Raw genomic sequence first — 25,986 nt, 5'->3', positions numbered from 1 at the left:
CCTGCATCGAGACCACCGGCCGCCCCATCGACGTTGTGTGGCCAGCGGACAGGCTCAACCCAGTGTAGCTGCCCTTGGACACTTCAATCGCTAGGCAGCGGCCTTCGGGAATCAGGTGCCCACCTTTTTGGTCTTTATGGGAACCTTAAGAGATGACAAAATACACAATTTCCGGAGCAGGGGATAGCCGCTTCCTATCCCACGGTTGTGAACACCATTCCGGCGCGGCCAAGTCATGCAATTGAAGTCTCTTAGACATACGTCCGTATTCTGATCATCCGCCACACAGTTCGGGTTGACCGGATGACGAGGGGCGGCTATACCCAACACTGGTAAGCGTATGCCATTACAGCGCGATGGCCTGTGTCCAGCGTCTCCGGGAACGAGTAGAGCAACGAGCATGAAGCCGAAAGAGGGATTGGCAGGTGGGCTCCGCATCCTTACTTGGGACGCACATTCCGGCATTATCCGGGCGAAGAGAGTAACTGCCATTCTCGCCGCCGCAGTATTCGTGTCCGGGGGATGCGCGACCATCGATCTAGTCAGATCGCGTGAGGCAGCAATGGCCGCCAAGGTCGCTTGCTCAGGCGTCTACGTGGCGAATCGCCCCTACGAGCATGTGCTTGCAAACGATGTCCTGCCAATCGATCAGGCTGTTCCATTTCTGTCGGCGCTTTCGAACGCAACCTTCGTCCATGCCGCTGAGCGCAAATCGGTCAGTGTCCGCACGGGTTCGCCCCTGGCATCATCCGGCATCGCCGCCTATCGCGACAACTTGGGCTGTGCGCTGCTTGGAGCCAAGTGGCCTGAAACTGACCCCCCGCTCAATTGCATACCGGAGCACGCCGCACTGCCCGACGCAGAATGGCCGGCAGGCAATCGTAGAAGCCTCTATCCCAGACAGGGCTACGAGACGCTCTATCGAGCCGTACGTACGCACTTTGAGGATGGCGCAGGGGCTCGCGCTGTTGTGGTCGTCCACCATGGACGCCTTGTGGCGGAGCACTACGACTCATCGCTGGGACTAGACCAAGATAGTCCACTGCTGGGATGGTCCATGGCCAAGACCATTACCGGTATGTTGGTGGGTATCGAAATCGGGCATCAAGGCGTGGAGAGGAGCGCAAGCGATTGGATTGCGCGTTGGACCGCACCCGATCCGAGGGCGCAGATCAAGGTGAAGGACTTGCTCGAAATGCGGAGCGGATTGGAGTGGAGCGAAGGGTACGCCGCCCCCAACTCAAACGTTAACGTGATGCTTCTTGGCAAGGCGAACATGAGTGAGTACGCGACAGAGTCGACCCTCAAACATCCTCCCGGGAAATACTGGGAATACAGCAGCGGTACGACCAATATTCTCCAGCTCATTCTTCGGCACAAGATCGAATCGACCGGCTCATTTCAGGACTATTGCCAGTTCCCGTACCGCTCCCTTTTTCATCGAATCGGCGCATACAGCGCGCGTCTGGAGGCCGACGCTGCTGGAACCTACGTCGGAAGCAGTTATCTCTACGCGACCCCCCGCGACTGGGCGCGTCTCGGTATGCTGATGCTCCATCTCGGAAAGTGGCCTCCTTCCGGTGAGCAAATCCTGCCATCGCACTGGATCGACGAAAGTCTGCCCAAACACCGTGCTGGCGAGCACCGCTATGGTTGGCAGACGTGGGGATATCTCGATGATGTCGATGGTGCAGTTTATGGACAGGACCTCGGCCTCCCCGAAGATGCCTACCACATGCGGGGACATTGGGGGCAATCCGTCACGGTCGTTCCATCCCGCGACATGATCATCATCCGATTGGGGTGGAATGTGGGTACACCCTATGACGCGAAATCCTTTGTTAGGAGCGTATTGGCTGCGGTCGGAAACGAGCAGTGAACCTATGGTTGGCACACCTGCGTATTCGCATTCGACTCGATCCAACACCCTGCACACTACGACGGATTGACAGTTTGCTCGAGGCCGCGACCCCGCAATCTTCTCGTTACGTCTTCAAGCCGACCGGTCTCCCAGGCTGGAAACGTACGCGGTCGAACGGCATCCGCCTCAGAGTCCGTCACCAGCGCACGCCGACAAGATCATGCAGCGTTTCCAGAAAGACGTCTTCCCGTGGCTGGGAAAGACGCCGGTCGCCAGTATCAAGCCAATGGACGTGCTGACCTGCTGCCAGCGAATCGCGGACAGAGGTGCGGCAGATACCGCTTACCGGGCGAAGCAGAACATCGGGCAGGCCATGCGCTACGCGGTCGCAACCGGGCGCGCAGAGCGTGACCCGACAGCAGACCTTCGGGGGGTGCTTAAGAAGCCCAAGTCCAAACACTTCGCGGCGATCACTAGTGTGGCAGAGGTGGGGGCGCTGCTGAGGGCGATTGATGGGTTCAAGGGCACGCTCGTTGTTCAATCGGCGCTGTGCCTGGCACCGCTGGTTTTCGTTCGTCCCGGTGAGCTACGGGGGGCGCAGTGGGCGGAAATCGACTTCGAGCGGGCCGAATGGCGTATCCCTGCCGAGCGAATGAAGCGACGGCGCGAACACATCGTCCCGCTCTCGAGGCAGGCCGCGGCGATCCTACGCGATCTGCAGCCACTCACTGGCGAGCGGCAGCATGTGTTCGCCGGCCGAGATCCGAAGAAGCCCATGTCTGATGCCGCGGTCAATGCCGCGCTGCGCCGGATGGGCTACGACACCAAAACTGAAATCACTGGCCACGGTTTCCGGGCGATGGCGCGCACCATCCTCCACGAAGAACTCGGCGTCGACCGTGACGTGATTGAACACCAGCTCGCGCATCGCGTGCCGGATGCCCTCGGGGAAGCCTACAACCGCACCAAGTTCTTGAAGGAGCGCAGGGTGATGATGCAACGGTGGGCGGACTACCTGGACACGCTCAAAGCCGGTGCTGAAGTGGTAGCGCTGCCTTCGCGGGTGACGTGATCTGTGCTTGCCGAGCCTACTCCGAGGCTGATCCCTAACGAGGAAGACCGGGTTCCGATCACGCCGCCATCTGGGTCGACCTCGATTTCTGATTCACCGCAAAGGACGCCTGGCCCCTTGGGACGGCCACGCCTCGTCATCTCAGTTCGGCATCGCTTTCATCGTAAGTGCTCCTTTAGAACGTGGTTAGAAACTCAAGCTGCCGAACTACCGGTCGGCTTCACGGACGCGTTCGCGCACGATGTGTCGCGGCAGGCGTTGTGGCAATCGTTCGTCAAGAAGGATGAACTCGCTCCCGAACCGTTGGCCGCCATCGTGGGTCGGCCGCGGTTGGCCTTGAAACCAGCGTTGAACCGGGCTGCGCGATGACGGCCATCTCGTAGACGCAGCAACCTCGCGTCCATCACCGCGGGCGGTCGCGGCTTCCATGCGGATTTTGCATGGAGACCCCAATGATGACCCAGCGCTGCGCTTGTTGCGGCAAACCCTTCGCGCCACGCCCCCAAGTTCCGAACCAAGTCTTCTGCTCCGCGCCCGACTGCCAGCGCGCCCGTAAGCGCCAGTGGCAACGGGCCAAGCTCCAGTCCGACCCGGACTACCGGATCAACCAGCGCGCCGCCCAGCAGGCGTGGTCGCAGCGCAATCCCGACTACTGGCGCGACTACCGCGCCATCCGCCCCGAGTACGAACATCGCAACCGCGCGCAGCAGCGGTCGCGCGATCAGGACCGAAACGGCGATCTTGCAAAGATGGATGTGTGCGATCTGCCATCGGGCCTGTACCGCATCACGCGGCACCCGGCATTTTCGAGCGAAAACGGCGATTCGTTGATCGTCGAGATCACGCTCGTGCGCGTGACGTGTCCGCGCAAGATGGACGTGTCAAGAGAGGACTTGATCGAAGCCTCGTCGAGATGCCCGTAACTTCGCTTCCAAACGGGTTCTCGAACATCCTGCGCAACGATTCCAACCGTGTGCGCAACTGCCGTTCGGCGGCTGCGTGTTCATTGAAGGGAGCGGCAGACCCGAGAACGTCAACTACAAAGTGACCGGGTTTATGCAATCAAACGAATCGCCTCCAAGCCCGACAGGATCGGGGCCGGTGTCCCGCGCGGCGCAGTACGTGCGCATGTCTACCGAGCACCAGCAATACTCGATGGAGAATCAGGGCGACAAAATCCGCGAATATGCCGCCCGGCGCAACCTCGAGATCGTCCGCACCTATGCAGACGAAGGCAAGAGCGGCCTGCGCATCGACGGCAGGCAGGCGCTCCAGCAACTGATCGCCGACGTGCAGTCCGGCAAGGCCGATTTCCAGATCATCCTCGTCTACGATGTGAGCCGCTGGGGTCGGTTTCAGGATGCCGACGAGAGCGCCTATTACGAATACATTTGCCGCCGGGCCGGGATTCAGGTCGCCTACTGCGCCGAGCAGTTCGAGAACGACGGCTCGCCTATGTCCACAATCGTCAAGGGCGTCAAGCGGGCGATGGCGGGCGAATACAGCCGCGAGCTGTCGGCGAAGGTGTTCGCGGGCCAGTGCCGTTTGATCGAACTCGGCTTCCGTCAAGGAGGACCCGCGGGCTATGGATTGCGGCGGGTATTGATCGACCAATCCGGCTCTGTGAAGGGGCAGCTCTCGCGCGGCGAGCACAAGAGCCTGCAAACCGATCGCGTGATCCTACAACCCGGCCCTGGCGAGGAAGTTGCGATCGTGAACCAAATCTATCGCTGGTTCGTCGAGGACGGCTTGTTCGAGTCGGAAATCGCTGACCGGCTCAACGCCAAGGACATTCAGACCGACCTTGGACGCGACTGGACGCGGGCCACGGTGCGCGAGGTGTTGTCGAATGAGAAATACATCGGCAACAATGTCTACAATCGCCGTTCTTTCAAGCTCAAGAAGGTACGTATCGTAAACCGTCCAGAGATGTGGATCAAGAAGGAAGGCGCGTTCGAGGGCATCGTACCCCCCGATTTGTTCTACACGGCGCAGGGCATCCTGCGCGAACGCGCCCACCGTTTCAGTAACGAAGAACTGGTCGAAAAGCTGCGCCGCCTGTTCCAGCAGCATGGCTACCTGTCGGGCCTGATCATCGACGAGGCCGAAGGGATGCCCTCGGCGGCGGCCTACGCGCACCGCTTCGGCAGCCTGATCCGCGCCTACCAGACGGTCGGTTTCACGCCGGATCGGGACTACCAGTATCTGGAGGTCAACCGGTTCCTGCGCCGCCTGCACCCGGAGATCGTCGGCCAGGCTGAACGGATGATCGCCGAGGTCGGCGGCGCGGTCGTGCGCGATCCGGCCACCGACCTGCTCACGGTCAACCGCGAGTTCACGGTGTCGCTGGTGCTCTCGCGCTGCCAACTGCTCGACAACGACCGCCGCCGCTGGAAGGTGCGCTTCGACACCAGCCTAACGCCCGACATCACGATCGCTGTCCGACTTGACGAAACGAACCAATCGCCTCTGGACTACTACTTGCTGCCGCGTCTGGATTTTGGCCAGTCGGGTATCCATCTGGCCGATCACAACGGCCTCGAATTCGAGAGCTACCGCTTCGACAGCCTGAACTACCTATATGGCATGGCTGAGCGCAGCCGCATCCGGAGGGCCGCATGGCCAAGCCACACCACGCCACCGACCTGCAAATGATTCCGGTCGATCAGATCGCCGTGCTCAACCCGCGCGACCGCAATGGCCGCGTGTTCGAGGAGATCGTCGGCAACATCAAGAGCCTCGGCCTGAAAAAGCCGGTCACGGTCACGCCGCGAGACAATCTGGAGGGCGGCAAACGCTTCCTGCTGATCTGCGGCGAAGGCAGGCTTAAGGCGTTCAGGTCGCTCGGTGAGAAGGAGATCCCGGCGCTGGTGGTGAAGGTCAACGACGAAGACGCCTTCATCATGAGCCTGACCGAGAATATCGCGCGTCGGGCCTACCGTCCGCTGGAACTGCTCGCGGGCATTGAGCAGCTGAACCAGTTGGGCTACGACAAGCGCGTCATCGCCCAGAAGACCGGCCTCAGTCTTGACTACGTCAAGGGCATCCTGCTCCTGCTGGAGAAAGGCGAGGAGCGCCTGCTGATCGCGGTCGAAGGCGGTCGTGTGCCGCTCAACGTCGCCATCACCATCGCGGGCGCGAGCAATGAGAAAGCCGTGCAGACGGCGCTGCAAGACGCCTACGAATCCGGCAAGCTGCGCGGCGGGCAATTAATGCAGGTGCGCCGCATCCTCCAGCGCCGCAGCACCTTGGGCAAATCCATCGCCCACCGGCCCGCGCGCAAGGGCGTGCTCGTCACCACGTCCAGCCTTGTGCGCAACTACCAGCATGAGGTCGAGCGGCAGCGGTTGATGATCCGCAAGGCCGAGTTCACCCAGCAACGCCTGCTGTTCGTGATCGAGGCGTTGCGCCAGTTGCTGGCCGACGAGCACTTCTCCAACCTGTTGCGCGCCGAAGGGCTGGACACCTTGCCAAAGCAACTGGCCGAGCGTGTCTGGGCCGGAGGCCATGCGGAATGAGCCAGACTACGCTGGGGTTCGTTCCCGATCCACTGACGCTCCCGCTGGATCGCATCCTGCCGTCGCGCAAGTCGCCCGAAGGCATCCTAGCCTCGCGGAAGTTCAAGCAGATCGTGGCCTCGATTCAAGAGATCGGCCTGATCGAGCCCTTGAGCGTGGGCAAGGCCGACAAGGCCGGGCAACACATCCTGCTCGACGGCCACATGCGCCTGCTGGCGTTGCAGCAACTGGAATTCACCGACGCGCCATGCCTCGTCTCCACCGACGACGAAAGCTACACTTACAATAACCGGATCAATCGCATCCCGTCCATTCAGGAGCACCACATGCTCCGGCGCGCGGTAGAGAGTGGCGTCACACCCGAGCGGCTGGCCAAGGCGCTCAACGTGGACATCAGCCAGATCTACAAGAAGGTAAGCCTGCTCGACGGCATCTGCCCGGAGGTGGTCGAGATGCTGAAGGATCAGCACTTCGCCGCCAACCTCGGCTCGGTACTACGCAAGCTCAAACCCATCCGGCAGGTCGAGTGCGTGGAACTGATGCTGACGGCCAACAACATGACGGTCACCTACGCTACAGCCTTGCTCGCGGCCACGCCGCCGCACCTGCTGGTTGGCGAAACCAAGCCTCGGAAGATGCGGGGCATCACCGCCGAACAGATGGCAAGGATGGAGCGCGAAATGGGCAGCATCCAGGGGCAACTGAAACTGGTCGAGAAGTCCTACGGCCAAGATGTGCTGATCCTCGTGCTGGCCCGTGGCTATCTCGGCAAGCTAATCGACAACAAGACGGTGTTCCGCTTCCTGTCGCAGCGCCAGCCTGACGTGCTGGCCGAGTTCGAGAACACCATCCAGACCGTGGCGCTGGACGGTAAATGAATGCGCCGGACCGCCGATGCCACTGCGTCATCACACACCACATCGCCGCCCGACGATGACCGCGACGAGGCAGCGATGGTTGCGCACCGCAATGTGCCGCAGGCCGACCTCGCCTGCCTCCACGGCTTGATCGGCGGTGTGGCCCGCGTGGGCAGCGAAGGCACGGAGACCAACGCTGTCGCCATCGCAGCCAACTTCATGGCCTACTTATCCTGCGCAGTCGGGCGTGGCGCGTACCTGCCCATTGGCAACACCCGGCACCATGCGCGGCTGTTCTGCCTGCACATCGGGCGTTCGGGCCGTGGTCGCAAGGGCGATGCGGTTTCGCTGGTGCTGCGCATCAATCAGGCGCTGCGCGAGATGGACGAAGCCTTCGCGCCTCAGGTTCATCGTGGCGGTCTTTCCAGCCGCGAAGGACTGGTGGCGTTGATGCACGACGGCTACCGGCAAGGTCGGCAAGACGTGCCCGCCATTGAGGACAAGCGGCTGTGGGTAGTCGAATCCGAGTTCGCCAACGTATTGCACCAAGGGCGACGCGATGGCAATACCCTATCGGCGGCGCTGCGCGACTGTTGGGACGGCATCGATCTCAAGCCCGCCACCAAGTCGAACCGGCTCTACGCCAGCCAGCCGCATGTTTGCTTGAGCGGTGCGATCTCGCCCAGCGAATTGACGGGCCTGATGAGCGCCCGGGAACTTACCAACGGCTTCGCCAATCGCTTCCTGATGATCTGGGCCGAGCGGTCGCGGATGCTGCCGTTCCCGAAGGAAACGCCGCAAGTCGTGGTCGAGCATCTGGCGCGCAGGACGCTCGACGTCCTGGAGTTCGTCGGCGCCGACCAGCACGGTGAATGTGAGCACCTGCGGATGGAACTGTCGCCGCAGGCGCAGTGGCACTACGCCCAACTCTACCGGGGAGAGTTGAACGACGATCTCAGTGACGGCGTCGTCGGTGCCTTGCTGGAACGCCGCGCCCCGATGCTCCTCCGGCTGGCGATGCTGATGGCGGTGACTGACCTGCAAACCCGGATCGATGCTCAGCACATTGATGCGGCGATGGCATGGATTCGCCACGCGACGGCGTCCGTGCGGTTCGTGTTCGTCAGCGCCGCCGAGGAAGCCAAGCTCGCGCAGGTGCTGGAACTGTCGAACCGCGTGCTGGTTTTCCTGCGGAAACGCGGTCAGGCCACGCGCAGCCAGATCAGCACGGAATGCTTCAAGGGCAAGGTGCCGAAGGCGCGGATCGATGCCAGCTTGGATCATCTGCTGGCCAGCACGCCGCCCAAGATCAGCGTGCAGATGATCAAGCGGCCTGCCGATACGCCGGGCACGCCGACCCGGGTGTACCGGCCCGCATAGCAGCGCGCAAGCTCATTTCACTCGTTTCGCCGCGCCGGATCGCCCGTAAGTACCTGTCGAGCTTGTCATTTCGCTCCTTTCGCCACTCCCTTTGGAGAGGCAAGCAATCAGCGATTCCTCGTCCAGATCGGAATCGAATCGCTGCACTCATGGCGAGGGAGTCCTTAAATTATCATCATTTTGCAACAGTTAAGCAGGCAATCAATTAGGAAATATGGGCATACGAGACGGCCGGGTGCTTGAAGTAGGAAACGACTCGCCCCGGGGACGGCCTGCAACTGGCGCATGAAGCCGGTGGCAAGCTTGATCGGTTGTTCGGGCCACCGGCTCCTGCCGTAGGTTCGTCTTCAAGTCGCGGTTGAGGTATGCATCAGGATTGGCTTCGGGCGAGTATTCGGGCAGATAGACGAGTTCGATTCTGTCAGTGCGCTCGGCTACCCAAACCTTGACCGGCTTGCTGTGATGGACCTCGAGGTTGTCGACGATGAGAAACACCTTGCTTGGTCATCCGGCCGTTCTCATCGTAGTCGTACTGGCGCACGCCGCCGCGCGGATCGGTCACCCGCGTGCTGCGGCGGAAGAGGTCGTAGTCGAGGAACTCGCCTTCGCCCAAACCGTTGGTCTGACTCATCGCGTGGCCGTTCTCGGAGTAGGCGAATGCATCTGAGTACATGCGGCTTCCCAAGAAGGCGACCCTTCAAAATCCGCTCATCCGCTTCACTCGATCTGCATCAATCCAGTGCGTCCTGCGCATCAAGCTTGCCCACAAACTAACCCCGAATATGGCACCAGCCGGCACACCTGCTGCGCTCGCTGCAATCACCCAGAGAAAGTTTCCTTCTTCCTTCCTGTGCCATACAGCAGATAGCAAGTCCAACCCACCTACTAAGTAAAAAATCGTTATACCGACAAGAAAAGCACTTACCAAAGAAAATGATGACAACATCGCCCACCACAATACCCAAGCCGACGCAATTCGCATCCTCTCTGCCAGCGGAAGCGGGCAATTCTCTCTAGGATTTGTCATTCGATAAAATGCCTCTGAATGAAGCTCACTTACCAAATACCTTTTGTATGAAACTTGTATTAGAGTTGTTCGGATAAAGCAGATGGCCAAAGGTTGAGCTTCCCGGAGTATTCAATTGCTGAATACTTTGAACGGGCAAGCTGTTGCTCGCAGAACTTCCTCCGACAGGCACTGCCGGGAAGAACATGCTCTCAAGAGTTTGGCCACTGGCTTCAAAAACACCTCCAATGGTTCCTTCTGTCAGAGCTCGAAAGGTACTTCCAGTGTGTTGCACCGCAGGATTTGCGATGGTTAATGATCGAGACCCCCACGTCACGCTGGTGCCTACTGCAGTAGCGGCCATATTGCCTACAATACTTGCAGGTAAGACAGAGAACGGCGCAGCGACTGCCGAACCGCCTACCGCACCCCAGCTAAAATTAGTACCAATCGATTGTCCCGTGACGACATTACCAGAGAACTGACCTCCTGCACTGGATGCTCCGCCAATTACCATGGCAGCGCCAACAGTACCTACACTACGAGCAACACCCGCAGCAGCAGCCAACACGCCTGCCTCATGAGATAACCAAGGTGCAGCAGCCCCTGTCGCAGCACCAGCAAACAACCCAAGCCCCGCACCCATTGCAGCGTCAAGCGCGCTACCATTTGCGGCATATCCACTGATTCCACCACCCACTAAGCCCGCAATTCCGCCATAAATTGCTCCAACTATAACGTTGGCAGCGTGTCCGGAAGGATCGTTACGATTTGTGGGGTTGTTGCCCACGTAGGTATAGAAATTGACATCCCCCGCCGCGAATCCGAGCGGGTCTTCGGAGATGAACCGGTCGATGCCCAGACAATAGTACCGTGCGCGATAGTAGTAGCACCCATTGCCGTCATCCTCGCGCCCGCTGTATTTCAACCGGTTCGGACTGCTCCCTGAGTTCGTGAGCACGTTGCCGAAGGCCCCATAAGCGAGGTGCTGGATCGTGCCGCCGTTGTGCCCCGTCACCGCCGTGGTGTTGGTGAGCGCGTCGTGGTGAAAGAGATAGGGCTTCGTCTTGCCTTCGCCGTCCTTGAGGAAACCGGCCACCAGTTCGTCAGTGCCGGCGCCCCGGAAGTAGCGCTCGACCAGTTCGCCGCCGCGTTCGACCGATTCCAGGTGCTCGCCTTCGAGGAAATAGCTGCGGCTGCCGAGGCCCCCGCCGCTGCGCCCGATCCGATAGTCCATCGGATCGTAGGTGTAGGACTCCGCTCCTGCCGTCTTCAGCCGGCCCTTGGCATCCCACGTCAGCGCTTTCGCGCCGGCCCCGGTCTGACTCGTGAGCCGCCCTTCGTGGTCATGCACAAAGCTGGATTCGACGGTGCCGCTCGTGCCGCCGATGCGGATATCCAGCAGCCGGTTGGTGCCCGCCGTGTAGCCGTAGTAGCGCGTGTTTGCGTTCGGCGCGAGGCTGCCCCTGGTGTGCGTGAGCCGGTTGCCGACCGCGTCGTAGGTAAACGCCTCGTCGTTCGTCGCACCCGGGTAGTCAGCCGTTTTCAGGCGGTAGAGGGCATCGTAGGCGTAGGTCGTCGTGCCCGCGCCGTCGGTCCGGGTGAGGATATGGCCCACCCGGTCGCGCGTGTAGGTGGTGTCGGAGACCAGGGTGTTGGCCGCGTCGTATTGGGTCTCTCGCGTGAGCGTGCCGTTGGCCTCGTACTGGTAGGTGCTGCGCGCGCCGTTGGCGGTCACGCGCGAGAGCATCCGTCCGGCCGGATCGTACTGGTAGTCGACCTGGGTGTAGTCCGGGTTGCGGAGCATCACCAGCCGGTTGGCGGCGTTGTAGACGTAGTGCGTCGTGCTGCCCTGGTACGTCGTCTTGGTGAGGAGGTTGCCCGCCGCGTCGTAGGTGAAGCTCAGGCTGCGGCCGCGGCTGTCGAGCTTGGCGGTGGGCCGGTTGAGCACGTCGTACTGGAAAGTGTAGCTCACCGCGCCGTTGGCCGCGGCGCTGCGATTGCCCGCCGCATCATAGGCGAAGGTCTCCGCGCTGCCGTCCTTGAGGTAGTCCACTCGAGTGAGGCGGTTGCCCGTGTCGAAGCTGTAGCGGGTGACCTCGTTCAGGCGGTTGGTCTTCTCATAGACGTTGCCCGCTTCGTCCGCCTTGTAGGCAAGGCTCTTGCCGGCGTGATCCGTCTCCGCGGCGAGACGGCCCAGGTCATCGTAGGCGAAGGCCCAGGTCTTGTTCGCCGCGTCGGTCACCGTCAGACGATTGCCGGCGAGGTCATAGGTGAAGGCCGTCTCGCCGCCCAGCGCATCGACGATCCGGGTCACGCGGTTCAGTTCGTCGTACTGGCGGAATTCCGTGCAGCCGTGGCCGTTCCTCGGCTGCAGCCCGGCCTGGGCGTTGGCGTCAGTGGTGCAGACGAGGTTGCCCGCCGCGTCGTACTGGAACTCGCTGCGGTAGCCCCTGGCGTCCACTGCGGCGGTCTTGCGGCCCAGCGCGTCGAACTCGAAGACCACGGTCTCGGTGTTCGCGTTCGTGAGGACGATCGCGTCGCCGCGCTGGTTGTAGGTGGTCTCGGTGCGGTAGCCGGTGGCGTCCTCCACCGCGGCCTTCCGGTTCATCGCGTCGTATTCGACACGCGCGGTGTGGCCCTCGGCATCGGTCATCGCCACCACGTTGCCCGCCGCGTCGTAGGCGTAGGTGGTCGCATGCCCTGCGGCGTCGGTCTCGGTCTTGACCCGGTCGGCGGCATCGAACGTCCGGGTGGCCACGTCGCGCACGTCGAAACTGCCGTCAGGGCGCTTGTAGCGGTGCGTGATCTTCCAGAGCTGGCCGTTGGCGTCGAAGCTGTTGATGACTTCGTTGCCCAGCGGATCGGTCGCCTTGACGACGCGGTCGAGTGCGTCGTAGTCGTAGCGGGTGGTCAGGTCGAGTAGCGTCGCATTGGTCGGGCTCGTGCGGCGCTTGAGGGTCTCGGTTCTCTTGCGGCCCAGCGCATCGTAGGTGTAGGTGCGGGTGACCGTGGCGCCCGACGGCATGCCGACCGTCTGCTGCTGGCTCACGTTCAGCCCGTTGTCGGTGTAGCTGAGCCGCGTCTCGACGTAGCGCGTGCCGTCCAGGTATTGGCGGCGGTGGGCGAGCGTGGCATCGCCGTTCCAGCACTGGCTCGCGAGCAGCACATTGCTCGATCCCGCCAGGGTGCTGATGCGGGTCTCCTTCGGGCGTCCGGCATGGTCGCAGCCGCTGGTCGCCGTGCCGAAGGTCGTCGTCGTGACCGTGCCGCGCGGGTCCTTGACCGTGGCGACCTGGTCGAGCGGGCCGTAGCCGTAGTCGATGGTGCGCCCGAGCGCGTCCTGCTCGCGGGTGACGTTGCCGTAGGCATCGGACGTGCCGGTGAAGGCGCGATCCAGCCGGTAGCTGTAGCGGGTCGCGTAGCCCAGCGCATCGACCTTCGCGCTGCGAATGGCGTCGGCCTGGTTCTCGAAGTTGAGGATGGCGCCGTCGGCCTCGACGAGCTTGGTCATCCGGCCGTTCTCATCGTAGTCGTACTGGCGCACGCCGCCGCGCGGATCGGTCACCCGCGTGCTGCGGCGGAAGAGGTCGTAGTCGAGGAACTCGCCTTCGCCCAGCGCGTTGGTCTGGCTCATCGCGCGGCCGTTCTCGTAGTAGGTGAAACGCGTTTCGACGGCCTTGCCGTCACGCTGCAAGGGCTTGGTGATGCGGGTCAGCAGGTGCCTGGTGTCGTAGCCGTAGGTGAGCGTGTGCGAGAGCGGATGGGTGGTGCTCGCGAGGTTGCCCGAGCCGTCGTAGGCGAAACGCCATTGGCGACCGCTCCAGTCGGTGACGTCCTTCAGCCGGCCATTGGGGTCGTAGGTGAAGGTGAGGCCCGTACGGTTCGGGATGCCGAGGTTGTCGGTGATCGTCGAAAGCCGCCCGTTGGCGTCGTAGGCGAGCGTGAGGCGGTCGCCCCAGGCGTTGTCGATGTACTTCAGGCGCGCCGTGACGTTGGGCGTCGTCTTCAGGTTACCCGATGGCGTCTCGAAGACGTACTTCACGCCGTTGCGGAACGTCAGCGTGTGCTGGCCAGCGGCCGGGCTGTCCAGGGCGAGGGTGTCGTGAATCCCCTGGGGCGCGGTGATGGCGTAACTGGATTCGTTGACGAGGAAATTCTGTTCGCCGCCGCGCTCGTCGGTGTAGGTGACCGAACTGGTCTTGCCGTTGCCGTTCTCCGGCTTCTGGCTGGCCGCGCAGTTGGGGCATTCGCCGAAGTCGTTCGACTTCAGCCGCATCATGTAGCTATGCACCCAACCATACCCCAGGCCGCGATCCACCTTGGTGACGGGCAGGCTGTTGTAGGTGCGCGTAAAAACGATGTTCAGCCCGTTGCGGCCGCGGATCGTGAAATCGGTCTCGTCGTGATAGTTGTTGCCCGTCACCGTCGAGATGGGGTCCGAGGTCGAGGGCGTGCGCAACCAGTCGTTGTTCACCGCACTCACCAGGATCTTGTCGGTGAAGGACGCGTTGTTGTAGGCAACCACCGGCGGCGTGCCGGGATTGACCGGCGGCACCGACGGGATGATGGGCTTGGCGGCCGTCACGAAACCCCCCGCCATTGCGGGGGCCGCGGTCGTCAGCGTGAAGGCGGCGAGCGTCAGGCCGGCAACGATGCGGCGCACGCGTGGATGTCGAGTGGACATGATGGATCGTTCCTTCCGCAGACCTCAGTCCGCATCGCTCTGGTTGGAGATGGCGTAGCTGGACGACTTGTAGCTGCCATCCGAGTTGAACTCGTTCAGCAGATGCACGTTGAAGAGATAGCCGTCGCCTTGCGGCATCCGGCTCGGCAGCACGTATTCCACGAGGCCAGGTTCGGCGCCGTAGTAGGCGCCCTGCAGCGATTTGAGGAATCGCACCGGATACTCGTTGGCCGCCTTTGTCGCAGCGTCCCGGAACAGGTACAGCGAGGGATTGAAACCCTTGTTCCGGTCGAGGAAGTCAATCAGGTCGATCGCACCGGCGATGGCCGGCTCGAAGCACTGGGTCCTGAGGCTGGACAGCAACTGGGTCGGGGTACCGCTGAATGTCTGGCCGTTGCAGGCCTGGATGCTGATTGCGTCGGAGGTGTTCACCCCGTTCAGGGCAAAATCCATGAGGCCTTCGATCACCCGGTTTTCCCGCGCCCAGAATGCCTGGCCCCCAATGGCATTGTTGTTCACGATATACGGGGTGCCCGACTGGTTGTACGCCATGCCACTGGCGACGAGCTGAATCACCAGATTGTCGGTGTCCGATATGTAGGCGATTTTCTCGACTCGGGCTGTCGCTGCCGTGTTGTAGGGTATCTGGCTCGGATAGCTGACGACCCTGAAAGCCGGGTTGCTGGACGTCATGCCGGTCAATGTGAAGCTGTACCCCTGCGCAGGAATGGGAATGTCCCATGTCGTCTTATTGGACGTGGCCAGGTAGAGGCGAGTCAGGATGTTGTATGTGTTGTCAGGCAGCGGCGGGTTCTTCTCGTTGTACGTGAGACGATGGGTCGTCGAATCGAGGCGGCTCACGCCTACCGAGAAACCAGACGGCGGACTGGTCACATCGGCCCTGACGATGTCGTAGTTTTGCGTTCCCACGTCGGTCTGGATGTTGGTCTTGGGCTGTCCTTCACTCGGCTGCCGTTCAAGCAGGAAGTTTTCGACGTCGTCGTAGCTCTTGATGACGGACTGCACGTTGACGGATACCCAGAACTGGTCGGGTTCGGCATTGAGCACGCTGGCGGAGACGCCACTGGCGTTGGCGCGGATGATGTCCAGCCCGGCGGCAGCGGGATTCGATCCGGTGTATTCCCACGTGTAGATCCTGCGGCCGAACAGCGTGTATTCACGCGGCGTGTAGCCGGCCGGTGGCGTGCTCTTGAAACGCCAGGCATCGAGCGCCGCGGGAAGCGGATCGACCGACGTACTGCGTTTCAGCGTGAGCAGACTGTGCCCCTGGCTCAGGCTGGTCTGGAAACCGCGCAGGGTGGAGATGGCATCGAGCCCCGTGACCTTTTGCCAGACCTCGTGCTCGTGGGCGGACAGCGCATGGCCCACGAACAGAAAGGTGGACGACGGCGCCCGGCTGACCGTTTCGCGCTTGTAGGTCCCCCCGGTCTGGTAGGCCTGCAGGTCGATCAGCAGACCTTCGGGCGCGATTCCGAAGCTGGTCTCGCCCAGGTAGTGGGCGGCCTGCGCGGTACTCAGAATGCCCCCGAGGACTGCAGGAGGTCGATATGGTTGGTCAAGAGCGTATATCGATCCACGGAGTGCTTGAGGGACCTCACGTAGAGCCGCGAGGCCACGTCGAGCAGGCCGCCAACCAGGGCTTCGCGAGCCTGGGCGTGATTGCCCAGCAGCGTATCGCCCGTATCCACGGCGCCATTGCCGTTGCGATCGACGTACACCGCACCGCCCGAATCGACGACCAGCGGATACTGGTCATTCGCTTCGTTGAGCCGGGTGTAGGCACGCTTGACCTGATCCCAGTTCGAGACCTCGGCGCCGGTGGCAAGCACGAAGTACCCGCCAATCGTGAGGTTGTCGTACTTTGCGGAAACCGCGGCGGAATCCTGGTCGATATTGTCGAACGAGACCGTGGCCGTCACGCGGCTGCCCGCGCCGAGCGTCCGGGTGGAACCATCGGTGCAACTCACCTGCTGGCTGCCCAGGGTGACGGTGCTGCCCTGTTGTACGCCGTCGAGCTGGAAGCCGAAACGGGTCTGGCCGCCATCGGTCAGGGTGCCAAAGGTGAGCCGCGAGCTCGCGAGCACCGCGAGCGGCACCTGAGCCGACGGCAGCACATGGGCGGTGTCGCCGCAGTCGTCGACTTCGAGCGTGACCGAAGCCATCCGGCGCCATCGCGTGGAAATTGCGGCATCGTGGTCGTCGACCGAGGGGTAGCGGCCCGTTGTGGTCGCTGCAAAGGGGAGTGACGCCGGCAGCAGGCCACTGTCGTCGGCGACGATTTCGCCCACATCGGCCACGTCGTCCAGCGTGACGCCGGCGTGATTCGCCTTCAGGTAGGCTTGGGCCTTTTCCTCGAAGATGGTGATCGGGTTCTTGTTTTTCAGGCTCGCATCGTGGTTCGGGCTCGCCGGGTTGTCGGCGTTGTAATAGGCGGTGAAATCGAAGCCGACATCCCTCAGCAGCAGATGCTTGTCCGGATGGGCATAGCGCTTTTGCTTGAAGGAGGGGTCGAGTGCCACCCAGCGGCAGTCGACGCTCTCCGCGGCGCATGTAGCGGGCGCCGCGCCACGGTAGGCACGGTAGGGCACCAGGGCCTCGACCCAGGTACGCTCGATGGTCATCGTGGTATCGGTGTTCGCGGTGTAGATGACCCCCTGGGAACCGAGCACGGTGGGCAGAAGCGCGATGTTGTCCACGCGAAGCTGGTTGGCAAGCGGGTTCTTCTGAATGGTGGCCGAACCCAGTGCGTAACGCGCCTTGATGCCTTGCGAGCGCAGCATCGCGATGAGCGTGGAGGCGAGGTCTACGTCGTTGCCGACGAGCCCGCCGAAACTGTTGATCGAGTCACTGCGCGCGCCGTAATACGGGGTGTATTCCGCATGGTTGCGCAGGTAGGCGTAGATGTCCGCAGCGTTGCCCAAGGCGGCGGCCTTGTTGCGCAAGACCTGTGCCGCTTCGCCCCGGAAACGGATTTCGCGGGTTTCGCACAGCAGCGGGTCTTCTGCGGTGTCGAGGCAGAGTGCCTGCGCGCTGGCAGCACTCGCCGCAAGCAGGATCGACACGACACATCTGGGGAAGGAAATCTTCATGGCGGCACGCGCTTCCTGGTCCGGGCTCACTTGCGGGGGGCTGATTGGCGAACGTCCGGCCCGACATCCACTGGTACCTGCCGGATCGACGGGCTCGAAGGCTTGAGCGCCGGCGGTTCGGGCGCTTCAAGGGCGCGGCGCAGGCGGCGGACCTCGGCCAGGCGCTGGGCCGGCTCTTCGGGCAAGGCGTCGAGCCGCTCCAGCACCTGATCCCACTGGCGCTCCACTGCATCCGTGTCGGCAACGACTCGTTCTCGCCGCTGCAGCCCGCGCGCTGCGGCGATGCGCGAGCGCGCTTCGCTTTGCTTTTGCGCCAGGTGTTCCATGGCTGCCGCGTTGCGCCCTCCCGCCTTGCCCGTCAGCTCGGACCAGTTGAACACCTGTGGTGCGGGCTGCGGCATGGCGGGTGCCGCCAGCGGTCGCGCAGGACGGGAGGGGTCGAATCTGAAATCGACGGGAACGTCGGCCGGCACCAGCTTGAGATCGATGCGTGGCACCGGCTGGTCGCGCTTCTGGCTGCCGCCGGCCAGCAGGCGCGGATGCATGACCTCTTCGGTCAGGGACTGCTCCAGTTCCTTCAGCGCGTCCTTCACCGGCGCCAGGCGGGCGCGCTCCTCCGCGGCTTCCTGATCCGCGACCGCGCGTTCGGTCGCCATGGCCTGCAACACGCGGCTGCCAACCATCTGCAGCGTCTGGACCTGCCGGGGATTCAGTACCTCGGGCGGGATGGCACCACTGCGGCCGACGGCGGGCGGCTCGGCGCCCGCCGGGATAGCGAGCAGGGAAAGGCTGCCTGCCAGGAAGAGGCAGGTGAGGGCTGTGCGTAGCGGGGTCATGAACCTCTCCGGTTGCGCGAACGGCGCATGGCGCCCACAAAGGCCGCGCCCAATGCAGCCAGCGCCCAGGCCGGCAGCGGGGTTTCGCCCATGGGCATCGACGTGCCGCCCGCGCTGCACCCGGCGCAGGGATTGCCGGCCAGATCGGTGGTTGCGAGCTGGGTCAGGCCATTCAGGGGCGAGGTGTCCGTGATGCTGTTGTTGGCGGCATGGAGCGCGGTGAGATTGGTGGCGTACTCCAGCCCGGCCAGGCTCGTCACCCCGCTCCCCGAGATGTCGAGCGAGGTCAGCTTCGCCAATTCACCGCGATTGAGATGATCCAGCGCCCCCCGGTTGAGCGCCTTGTTGATGGCCGCCCGCAGGGCTTCGTCGGGGACTTCGACGCGCAGGCGCTGCGCAGCAAGATCACTGCCGGCCGCCACCGCGAGCGCCTGCAGGGCCGAGGCGGTGGCGTGGATGTCGCCGCCCCAGGCGCCGTCGCTTCCCTGCTGGGCGAGCACCCCGTTCAGCAGCGCGATGCCGCTGGAAGACGCCGGGTCGCGCGCCAGCAGGGCCTGGGCGGCCAGCGCGCGCATCTGCACCGGCGCCCCGGCGCCGACCTGGGCCGCGAGCGTCGCCGCCGCATTGGCCAGGGGCGTGGCCAGCGTGTTGTCCTGGGCCCGGTAGGGAACAAGCGCCAGGATGACCATGGCGTTGGTCGTGGCGTCGCTGGCGGTGTTCTGGCTGATGGACCAGCCCTTGTCGGTGCCGGTGAGCTGGGCCCCCTTGAGGTAGGAGATGGCGGCGGACGTATCGACGGTCTGGCCGCTGACGCCGATCGCCTGCAGCGCGAGCGCGGTATCGAGCGGCGAGCCGTTGTAGGCGGCGGTGAGTCCCCATCCGCGATTGAAAGGGGCGCCGGGGCGCTGTTCGCTCAGCAACGCCTGGAGGTCGTTCGAGACCACGGCGCCGCTCTCGGCCAGCGCCACCATCCGCCGCGCGCGGTAGTCGATGTTGCCGGTCTCGTGGTTCTTCAGCCAGGCGATACCCGCGTAGTAGGCGGCGTCGCGCCGGTTCATGGCGTGCAGCGCGCGCACGGCCAGGGCGGTATGCACGGGCTTCAGGCCGGGCGCGTTGCCCCAACTGCCGTCGCTCGCGTCCTGCCGGGAAATCAGCCAGTCGGCAGCCTGCTTGCCGGCCAGTCCGTAGTCGCCCGCCGCGAACGCCGGGACGGCGCAGGCGGCGAGCAAGGTGCCGGCAAGCGGCACGGCGATGAAACGACGAAGCACGGGCGCTCTCCCCAATCGATCGGCATTGGAGAGTACGCCTCCATCATGACCCGGAAATATATCCGGCATGATCCACACGAGCTAAGACTTAGGTGATAGACCCGGTTCGGGTAGCCTCTCATCACGTCATCCTCGCATCATTTCGATGGGCTGCCGGGACCCACCGGAGCGAGACGAGTTCGATCCTTGCGCGGCTTTGCGGCATGCGGTCCGACGTTGGCGGGTTGATGCAACAGCGCCGGATACCACGTCAGACGGGGCGTTCAGGTTGATTTCCACGGTGGCTTCGTTGCGAGAATTAGATTCTTAATCCTGCTGACATTTTCGAGGGATCTGCGAGTGGCGCCGCAGGGGTCAGTTCGTCGCCCTGCATCTAGATTTTTTCACCCGCATATATCTCCCATGAGCACGCTTCGGCGCGCTTAGGGCGGCGTGTGTGTCCGCCCCATCAACCATGAGGCGATATATGAACACCACAAATTCTTGTCCCCGCTGCAGGTCCGCCAACGTCATCACCCTGAACTATGGTCGCAAGGCAGGTGGCGCCGTGGGCGCGCTCAGTGGCGCCGCCGGTAGTGCCGCCGCCGCAATGAGGGGCGCTGAATCAGGCGCAGCGATTGGCCTGGCCGCTGGCCCCGTCGGTGCGTTCGTCGGCGGTTTGGCTGGCTTGCTGATGGGGGCGTTGTTGGGCGGCGCGGCTGGCGGCGTCACCGGCGCTGCCCTTGGTGAGCACATCGATGACAAGGTGCTCGACAACTTCGAGTGTCAAGACTGCGGCCACCGCTTCAGCAATCGCCAGATGTCCTCTGCCCGGTAGCCTGCGCATCCGTTCGCTTTCCTGCTGTTTCCATCACGACGCCTAGATGCCTGCCGCCCCTTAGGGCGGCAGGTATTTTTGTCATCGCAATCACAACCCCACTATCGGGAGCAACCATGCACCTCGTACAAACGATGGCCTATGTCGGCCAAGAACCTTGGCACGGCCTCGGCAATCAGCTCTCTCCGAATCAACCGCTGGAAGTTTGGGCGCGGCAGGCTGGGATGCACTGGCGCGTCGAAGCGGCGGACGTGCGCTACGTCATCAACGGTGATGACCTGGGCTCCATCCACGCCTTTCCCGAGCAGCGCGTACTGTTCCGTTCGGACACCAAAGCGCCGCTGTCGGTCGTCTCCCGACGCTTTCAGGTCGTGCAGCCCTGGGAAATTCTCGAGTTCTACCGCGACCTGACCGAAGTGGGTGGCTTCGAGCTGGAAACCGCGGGTGTGCTGAAAGAAGGCCGCAAGCTGTGGGCGCTGGCGAAAACCGGCCAAAGCGCCTGCCTCAAAGGCCGTGACCGCGTGAACGGCTACCTGCTGCTGGCGACGGCCTGCGATGGCACGATGGCGACCACCGCGCAGTTCACGTCCGTGCGAGTGGTATGCAACAACACCTTGGCGATTGCCCTGCGTGATGGTGATGGCGCGGTCAAGGTTCCCCACCGCAGCCAGTTCGACGCGCAAGCCGTCAAGCAGCAGTTGGGCGTGTCCGTCTCGTCGTGGGATGCCTTTATGGTTCGCATGAAGATGCTTTCCGAACGCAGGGTGAAATCCCACGAAGCCTTGAGCTACTTCCTACGCGTCTTCACCGATTCGGCCGCGCCAGCCGCGTCCGGTCTGACCAACGGGCGGGCAATCAAGGCGGTGCAGGCGCTCTACGACGGGCAAGGGCATGGTGCCGAACTCGCCTCGGCCAAGGGAACGGCGTGGGGACTGCTCAATTCCATCACCGAGTACGTCGACCACCAGCGCCGCGCCCGTAGCCAGGACTACCGGCTCGATTCGGCATGGTTCGGTCAGGGCGCCACGTTGAAGAAGAAAGCGCTCGACGAGGCGTTGAAGATGACCGCGTAGCCCCTCCCTGCCTGACAAACCCGCCGTGACCGGCCACGACCGGTCACGGCATTTTCTTTTCTGGAGAACTCATCATGAAACATGGCGACGCGATCCGGCTGGTATCCACGAAGGAACTGAGCCGGCAACAGTGGCTCACCATCCGCACCGGCGGCATAGGCTCGTCCGATGCTGCAGCAGCAGTTGGCCTTTCTCCCTACAAGAGCCCCCTGGCACTGTGGATGGAGAAAACCGGCCGTCAGGCACCCAATGACCTCGGTCAGTCCGAATCCGTGTTCTGGGGTACCACGCTGGAGCCGGTACTTGCACGCGTTTACTCGGAACGCACCGGCAACAAGGTGCGACGGGTGAATGCCATTCTGCAACACCCCGACCATCCCTTCATGCTGGCCAATCTGGACCGGGCCATTGGTGGTGAAGGCGTGTTGGAGATCAAGACCGCCGGCTACCACTCGGCTCCGTTCTGGGAGGAGGGTATCCCCGAGGCGTATCAATGCCAGGTGCTCCACCAGTTGGCCGTCACCGGCAAGTTGTGGGCCGATGTTGCGGTCCTGATTGCCGGACAGGACTTCCGCATCTACCGGGTTGAGCGCGACGACGACAAGGTCGACGCACTGATCGAATGCGAGGAAGCCTTTTGGGACAAGGTACGGCGTGATGAACCCCCTGCAGTCGATGGATCGGAATCCAGCGGCAAGGCGCTTGCCCGCCTCTATCCCCATGACTTCGGTGCAACGCTCGACTGCACGGGTTCGGAAACCCTGAACACCTTGTTTGCCGAACTCCTCAGCTTCAAGCGTCAGCGTATCCAACTGGAGTTTCTGGAGAGCACGCACCGGCAGACGATCCAGGCGGCGATGGGCGAAGCCTCCGAGGCCATCTTTGCAGGCGGACGGGTTACGTGGAAGAACGCGCGCGACAGCGCCGTCACTGACGTCAAGCGTCTGCTGCAGGAGCATCCGGAACTGGCTGCGCAGTACGCCACCACCATCCCGGGAAGCCGCCGGTTCCTCATGCAGGTCGACAAACCCGCCACCATTCAGAAGGAGGCATCGTGATAAAGGGTCTTGCCATCACACCGCCCGTAATCGGCCGGATCGCCATCGGGCACGTCGTCGAGAAGAACGGGAAGCGCCTGCCGGAGAAGGACGACTTCTTTACCATCACCACCCAGGTTCAGACCTGGGATGGGTGGATGCTCCACCCGCTGCAAACGCAGCTTGCTGAAGGCATACCCAACGGCAAGCTGCGGGCGATCCCGGTGAGGCTGCTCTTCAACGCGCCCGATCTGAACCTCCGGGCGCAGTACAGCCTTTTTGATCGCAACACCGGTCGCCCCGTGTGCGTGGGAGATGGGGAAACCGCGCGGCGGCGCACGCAGGAAGGACTGCAGGAACTCCCCTGCCTCGGTCCCGATGGGTGCGAGTTTGGCCGCACAGGCGGGTGCAAGCTCTTCGGACGGCTGAACGTACAGATCGACGGTCAGGATGACGATCTCGGCAGTTTCATCTTCCGCACGACGGGGTACAACTCGATTCGTACGCTGGCGGCACGGCTGGCGTACTTCGACGCCGTCAGCGGTGGATTGGCGAAATACATGCCGCTCCTGCTCCGGTTGCGGGGCAAGAGCACAACCCTTTCCTACCGGACGCCTGTGTATTACGTAGACCTGACTTTGCGTGAGGGCAAAACGCTCGCCGAGGTGGTCGGGGTGGCCCGACAGGCTGCCGAGCAACACGCCGAACAGGGCGTGGATGCCGTCAGACTCGAAGAGGCCGCGAGGGGAGCCATGGCAAACGGCTGTTTCGAGGAAAGCGACGACGAGGTGCCGGACGTGCTCGACGAGTTCTACCCCGAAAGGTCCGGGACTGATCTGGATGAGCCGAAGCCGCAAGCTCCTGCAGTTCCAACGACGCCGATTCGCCGGTCTAGCCTCACGCCCAGACTGCCCAAGAGCGCGGCAACCACGTGAGCAAGCGCCTCCATCAGAGCACGGAAGGCTTCGATCATCCCGCCACGAGGCGGGATGATCCATAGCCGTTCAGACAGGTCGATCTCCAGAACTTTCGTGTGATGCACTTTAGCACTACGTCACCAAGCCATCTGTGGTGGCGTATCCGTGGCGTGGCTCAAGTTCGGTCCTTCTCTCCGTATGCCGCAACGAAGGTCCGCATCAGTTCGCACAGCAGCTTGCGCTTGTCCATCGGCAGCCGTAGGTAAGCGTCGAGCAACTGCCGTTCCTCGGCGCTGAAGCCTTCCTCCCAGCGCGTCTTGCGCTCGCGTATCCGTCCGACTACCGCTTCGCCGAAGCGCAGGTATTGCGGTTCGACGCCCAGCCACTCGGCCAGTACCTGCAACTTGTCCTGACCAGGAACCGCCTCTCCTTTCAGCCAACGGGTCACGGCCTGATAGGTCACGGGCCGCCCCCAGTAGCGAGTGTTGAACTCCTTCTCAAGCACCGAGGGTCGAGGCTCATAGCCGGATGCCCGTAGTGCGTCGGCAAGTCTTTGAGAGAAAGCCATTTTTTCGTCCATGAACAGAAAGTTATGTTCATGAGCTGGAGGGAGTTTCTTATTTGTTGTATTATTAAGACAACAGCTTGTTGTTGACTGCACGATATGGCCAGGTGGCCAGGGAGGAAGAAATGACGGAAGCAGCAAAGGACTGGTATTACGCTTTAAAAGGAGAACAGGTTGGGCCGGTTGATCTCGAACAGATCAAGAGCCTGATCGCCGCAGGGACGATCACGTCTCAAACCCATGTCTGGAACGGCATAGGCGATTGGCAGGTAGCCCATGCGGTGGATGTTCTGGCATCCCTGTTCGTTCACGACAAGCCAAACTCTCCGCCGCCGCTGCACGGCACCGACATCGACAACAGATACGTCTGGGCAGTAGTAGCCGTACCCATCGTCGGTACCATCGTCGAAATCCTCGCGGGCATCGAACTGTGGTGGCTGTTCCTTGCCGCCAATATCGTTTGCTGCGTCCTCGACGAAAAGAAACTCAAAGCCGCTGGACACCAGGCACCGAATAGCTGGACGACATTCATCGTTCCCGTCTATCTGTGGAAACGAGCCGAACTGCTCAAGCATAAGAAGCACTATTTCTGGAGCTGGGTCGCCGCTTTCGTGGTGTCGATCTTGATGTCCGTTGGAAACAACCAAGGCATCATCGAAGAAAGTGCCTGCTCCTCCGTCACCGAACTTCTTGCGGAAAACCTGCCGTTTCGCGCTGCGACCTGCAAGGCGGTGACGATTACCGATGAAGTTTCCAGCGGTTTCTACAAGGCGACCGCGACGCTGGACAACGGCAAGGATCTGCGCATCACCATCGAGGAAAAAGGCCAGAACCAGATTTACGTGACGATTGTTGGTTGGTAGCACGCACTGAATGCCTGTGGCCGTCCGGGAGGAGTCAAACGATTCCCAGGCAGCCAGTCACCATGCTGATTGATTCAAGGAGAAGATGAATGAGAAAGGTGTTGATCCTGCTCGCCGCGGCGGTCACCTTGGGGGCTTGCTCCGAACCGCCCGGACAACTGCCTGAACAGCCATCCGGACAGAAGCAGCCAGAGCCACTGCAAGATTCCGTAAGCCGGATCGTGCAGCCGGAAATGATCGGTGCAAGTCTGCACTATCTGGAAAGCTTGACCGGCCCGCCGGTCAAATTGTCGCCGGATGGGGAACTGCGTACTTACAAAATGGGTGCTTGCACGGTGGAGGCCACGGTAGGAGGGGGTGAAGACAAATCGGTGAGCGCGTTGCGAATGCTGTTGGCCCCAGGATGCGACGTCGATGTCGGAAAGTTTCTGCATGAGGAGCCGGGCTCGAGAAGCCTGCACTTGAGCCAAATGTCTTTCGGGAGCTTTCAGGAGTCCGCGGGCCGGACACTGTTCTATGCCGATTGCCTGTCAGGCTGCGGGAATGCTAGCGACCCATCTGTTTATGCCCATTGGGAAGGCACGAGAGCACTGGATTTCCTTGAGGTGATGCTGGAGGTCAGGCTGGTCGGCGATGCTGCCATCGCTGCAGCGGACCAGTGGCAGAGTGCCATGGTGTCGGCTGAGAGTGAGGATTGGATCATGGAATCCGGTTTCAATTGCGATCCTGGTAAGTACGGCGAAGTCGCCCGCAAGGCATTTGCCGCCGTTCAGCCAGAAGCCATCACGATCGGGCGGGGTCTTGCCGTTCCTCGCTGTGCCATGCCGCAGGCACAGGGGGAGTCTGCGGGCGGAACGGGCCGGGTCCCGGTTCCGCAGCCAGCATCCGAATGTGACTACGGCTACGATGAAACGCTCAAGAAGAGCGGGCTGGTAGCCAAGGAGACGCCAGTCCATGGTCCCGATGACGAGGATTTTGGCGGATACGGCTGCCCGTATCGTATCTCACCCACACCGGGAACAACCGTGCCCAAAGGGAGTGTCGTGCAGTACAGAACGGCCTGGGAGGGTAGCTGATTAGCGGTTGAATGATGAGGAAATAGCCGCTTCAAACGGAAGC

The 25,986-nt window shown here is 62.4% G+C and carries 20 protein-coding genes and 1 pseudogene; 12 read left to right on the top strand and 9 right to left on the bottom strand.

What is annotated here, in order from left to right:
- Window positions 1-400 precede the first annotated feature (400 nt).
- The 7 genes from CCZ27_RS02655 to CCZ27_RS02620 all read left to right on the top strand — a co-directional run bounded on the left by CCZ27_RS02655 (window position 401) and on the right by CCZ27_RS02620 (window position 8,688).
- Window positions 401-1,879 carry a serine hydrolase domain-containing protein gene (locus tag CCZ27_RS02655; RefSeq protein WP_157748421.1) on the top strand — a complete coding sequence of 493 codons (1,479 nt, stop codon included), beginning with the start codon at window positions 401-403 and terminating at the stop codon, window positions 1,877-1,879.
- A gap of 97 nt (window positions 1,880-1,976) precedes the next feature.
- Window positions 1,977-2,933: a tyrosine-type recombinase/integrase gene (locus CCZ27_RS02650; protein WP_443081555.1), complete on the top strand. Its 957-nt coding sequence runs from the start codon at window positions 1,977-1,979 to the stop codon at window positions 2,931-2,933.
- A gap of 452 nt (window positions 2,934-3,385) precedes the next feature.
- A complete protein-coding gene (locus CCZ27_RS02640; protein WP_198363247.1) occupies window positions 3,386-3,856 on the top strand; it encodes a hypothetical protein in 471 nt (156 codons plus the stop codon).
- A 133-nt stretch (window positions 3,857-3,989) separates the two neighbouring features.
- Window positions 3,990-5,588: a recombinase family protein gene (locus CCZ27_RS02635; protein ID WP_385961128.1), complete on the top strand. Its 1,599-nt coding sequence runs from the start codon at window positions 3,990-3,992 to the stop codon at window positions 5,586-5,588.
- Window positions 5,552-6,451, top strand: a complete 900-nt coding sequence (locus CCZ27_RS02630) for a plasmid partitioning protein RepB C-terminal domain-containing protein (protein ID WP_096445235.1) — start codon at window positions 5,552-5,554, stop codon at window positions 6,449-6,451. Before CCZ27_RS02635 ends, CCZ27_RS02630 begins: the two co-directional genes overlap by 37 nt.
- On the top strand, window positions 6,448-7,329 hold the full coding sequence (locus CCZ27_RS02625) for a plasmid partitioning protein RepB C-terminal domain-containing protein (protein WP_096445234.1): 882 nt from the start codon (window positions 6,448-6,450) through the stop codon (window positions 7,327-7,329). The genes CCZ27_RS02630 and CCZ27_RS02625 overlap by 4 nt, the downstream gene beginning before the upstream one ends.
- Entirely contained in the window at window positions 7,330-8,688 is a 1,359-nt protein-coding gene (locus CCZ27_RS02620; protein WP_198363245.1) for a YfjI family protein, read from the top strand.
- A gap of 336 nt (window positions 8,689-9,024) precedes the next feature.
- On the opposite strand, the pseudogene CCZ27_RS24155 reads toward CCZ27_RS02620, so the two are convergent.
- The 8 genes and pseudogenes from CCZ27_RS24155 to CCZ27_RS23245 all read right to left on the bottom strand — a co-directional run.
- A pseudogene (locus tag CCZ27_RS24155) lies at window positions 9,025-9,186 on the bottom strand (transposase); the annotation flags it as partial.
- Window positions 9,110-9,319 carry an RHS repeat domain-containing protein gene (locus CCZ27_RS24695; RefSeq protein ID WP_157748420.1) on the bottom strand — a complete coding sequence of 70 codons (210 nt, stop codon included), beginning with the start codon at window positions 9,317-9,319 and terminating at the stop codon, window positions 9,110-9,112. The gene CCZ27_RS24695 and the pseudogene CCZ27_RS24155, both read right to left, overlap by 77 nt.
- 421 nt (window positions 9,320-9,740) lie before the next feature.
- Window positions 9,741-14,381, bottom strand: coding sequence for an RHS repeat-associated core domain-containing protein (locus CCZ27_RS02605; protein WP_198363244.1), 4,641 nt, complete (start codon window positions 14,379-14,381; stop codon window positions 9,741-9,743).
- 24 nt (window positions 14,382-14,405) lie between these two features.
- Window positions 14,406-15,770, bottom strand: a complete 1,365-nt coding sequence (locus tag CCZ27_RS02600) for a hypothetical protein (RefSeq protein ID WP_096445231.1) — start codon at window positions 15,768-15,770, stop codon at window positions 14,406-14,408.
- Window positions 15,771-15,916: 146 nt separating this feature from the next.
- Window positions 15,917-17,491: a transglutaminase-like domain-containing protein gene (locus CCZ27_RS02595; protein ID WP_157748419.1), complete on the bottom strand. Its 1,575-nt coding sequence runs from the start codon at window positions 17,489-17,491 to the stop codon at window positions 15,917-15,919.
- Window positions 17,492-17,517: 26 nt separating this feature from the next.
- A complete protein-coding gene (locus tag CCZ27_RS02590) occupies window positions 17,518-18,327 on the bottom strand; it encodes a hypothetical protein (RefSeq protein ID WP_096445229.1) in 810 nt (269 codons plus the stop codon).
- The gene (locus tag CCZ27_RS02585) at window positions 18,324-19,595 is read right to left on the bottom strand and encodes an MYXO-CTERM sorting domain-containing protein (protein WP_096445228.1); all 1,272 of its coding nucleotides are present in this window, start codon (window positions 19,593-19,595) and stop codon (window positions 18,324-18,326) included. Before CCZ27_RS02585 ends, CCZ27_RS02590 begins: the two co-directional genes overlap by 4 nt.
- Before the next feature lie 604 nt (window positions 19,596-20,199).
- Window positions 20,200-20,421 carry a hypothetical protein gene (locus tag CCZ27_RS23245; protein ID WP_157748418.1) on the bottom strand — a complete coding sequence of 74 codons (222 nt, stop codon included), beginning with the start codon at window positions 20,419-20,421 and terminating at the stop codon, window positions 20,200-20,202.
- A gap of 107 nt (window positions 20,422-20,528) precedes the next feature.
- Between CCZ27_RS23245 and CCZ27_RS02575 the strand changes: the two genes are divergently transcribed.
- From CCZ27_RS02575 to CCZ27_RS02565, 3 genes are all read left to right on the top strand, one after another.
- A complete protein-coding gene (locus CCZ27_RS02575) occupies window positions 20,529-21,485 on the top strand; it encodes a DUF932 domain-containing protein (protein ID WP_096445226.1) in 957 nt (318 codons plus the stop codon).
- A gap of 74 nt (window positions 21,486-21,559) precedes the next feature.
- Window positions 21,560-22,543, top strand: coding sequence for a YqaJ viral recombinase family nuclease (locus tag CCZ27_RS02570; RefSeq protein WP_096445225.1), 984 nt, complete (start codon window positions 21,560-21,562; stop codon window positions 22,541-22,543).
- Window positions 22,540-23,457: a recombination directionality factor gene (locus tag CCZ27_RS02565; RefSeq protein ID WP_096445224.1), complete on the top strand. Its 918-nt coding sequence runs from the start codon at window positions 22,540-22,542 to the stop codon at window positions 23,455-23,457. Before CCZ27_RS02570 ends, CCZ27_RS02565 begins: the two co-directional genes overlap by 4 nt.
- Before the next feature lie 157 nt (window positions 23,458-23,614).
- Here the strand turns inward: CCZ27_RS02565 and CCZ27_RS02560 are convergent, their stop codons facing one another.
- Window positions 23,615-24,019, bottom strand: a complete 405-nt coding sequence (locus tag CCZ27_RS02560) for a transcriptional regulator (RefSeq protein WP_096445223.1) — start codon at window positions 24,017-24,019, stop codon at window positions 23,615-23,617.
- A 110-nt stretch (window positions 24,020-24,129) separates the two neighbouring features.
- On the opposite strand from CCZ27_RS02560, the gene CCZ27_RS02555 reads away from it, so the two are divergent.
- Window positions 24,130-24,867: a DUF4339 domain-containing protein gene (locus CCZ27_RS02555; RefSeq protein WP_096445222.1), complete on the top strand. Its 738-nt coding sequence runs from the start codon at window positions 24,130-24,132 to the stop codon at window positions 24,865-24,867.
- Between the two features lie 89 nt (window positions 24,868-24,956).
- Window positions 24,957-25,943, top strand: coding sequence for a hypothetical protein (locus CCZ27_RS02550; RefSeq protein ID WP_157748417.1), 987 nt, complete (start codon window positions 24,957-24,959; stop codon window positions 25,941-25,943).
- Window positions 25,944-25,986: the final 43 nt, after the last annotated feature.

The organism is Thauera sp. K11 (genome assembly GCF_002354895.1).
GTDB classification, from domain to species: domain Bacteria; phylum Pseudomonadota; class Gammaproteobacteria; order Burkholderiales; family Rhodocyclaceae; genus Thauera; species Thauera sinica.
This window is presented reverse-complemented; position numbering and strand designations above follow the sequence as displayed.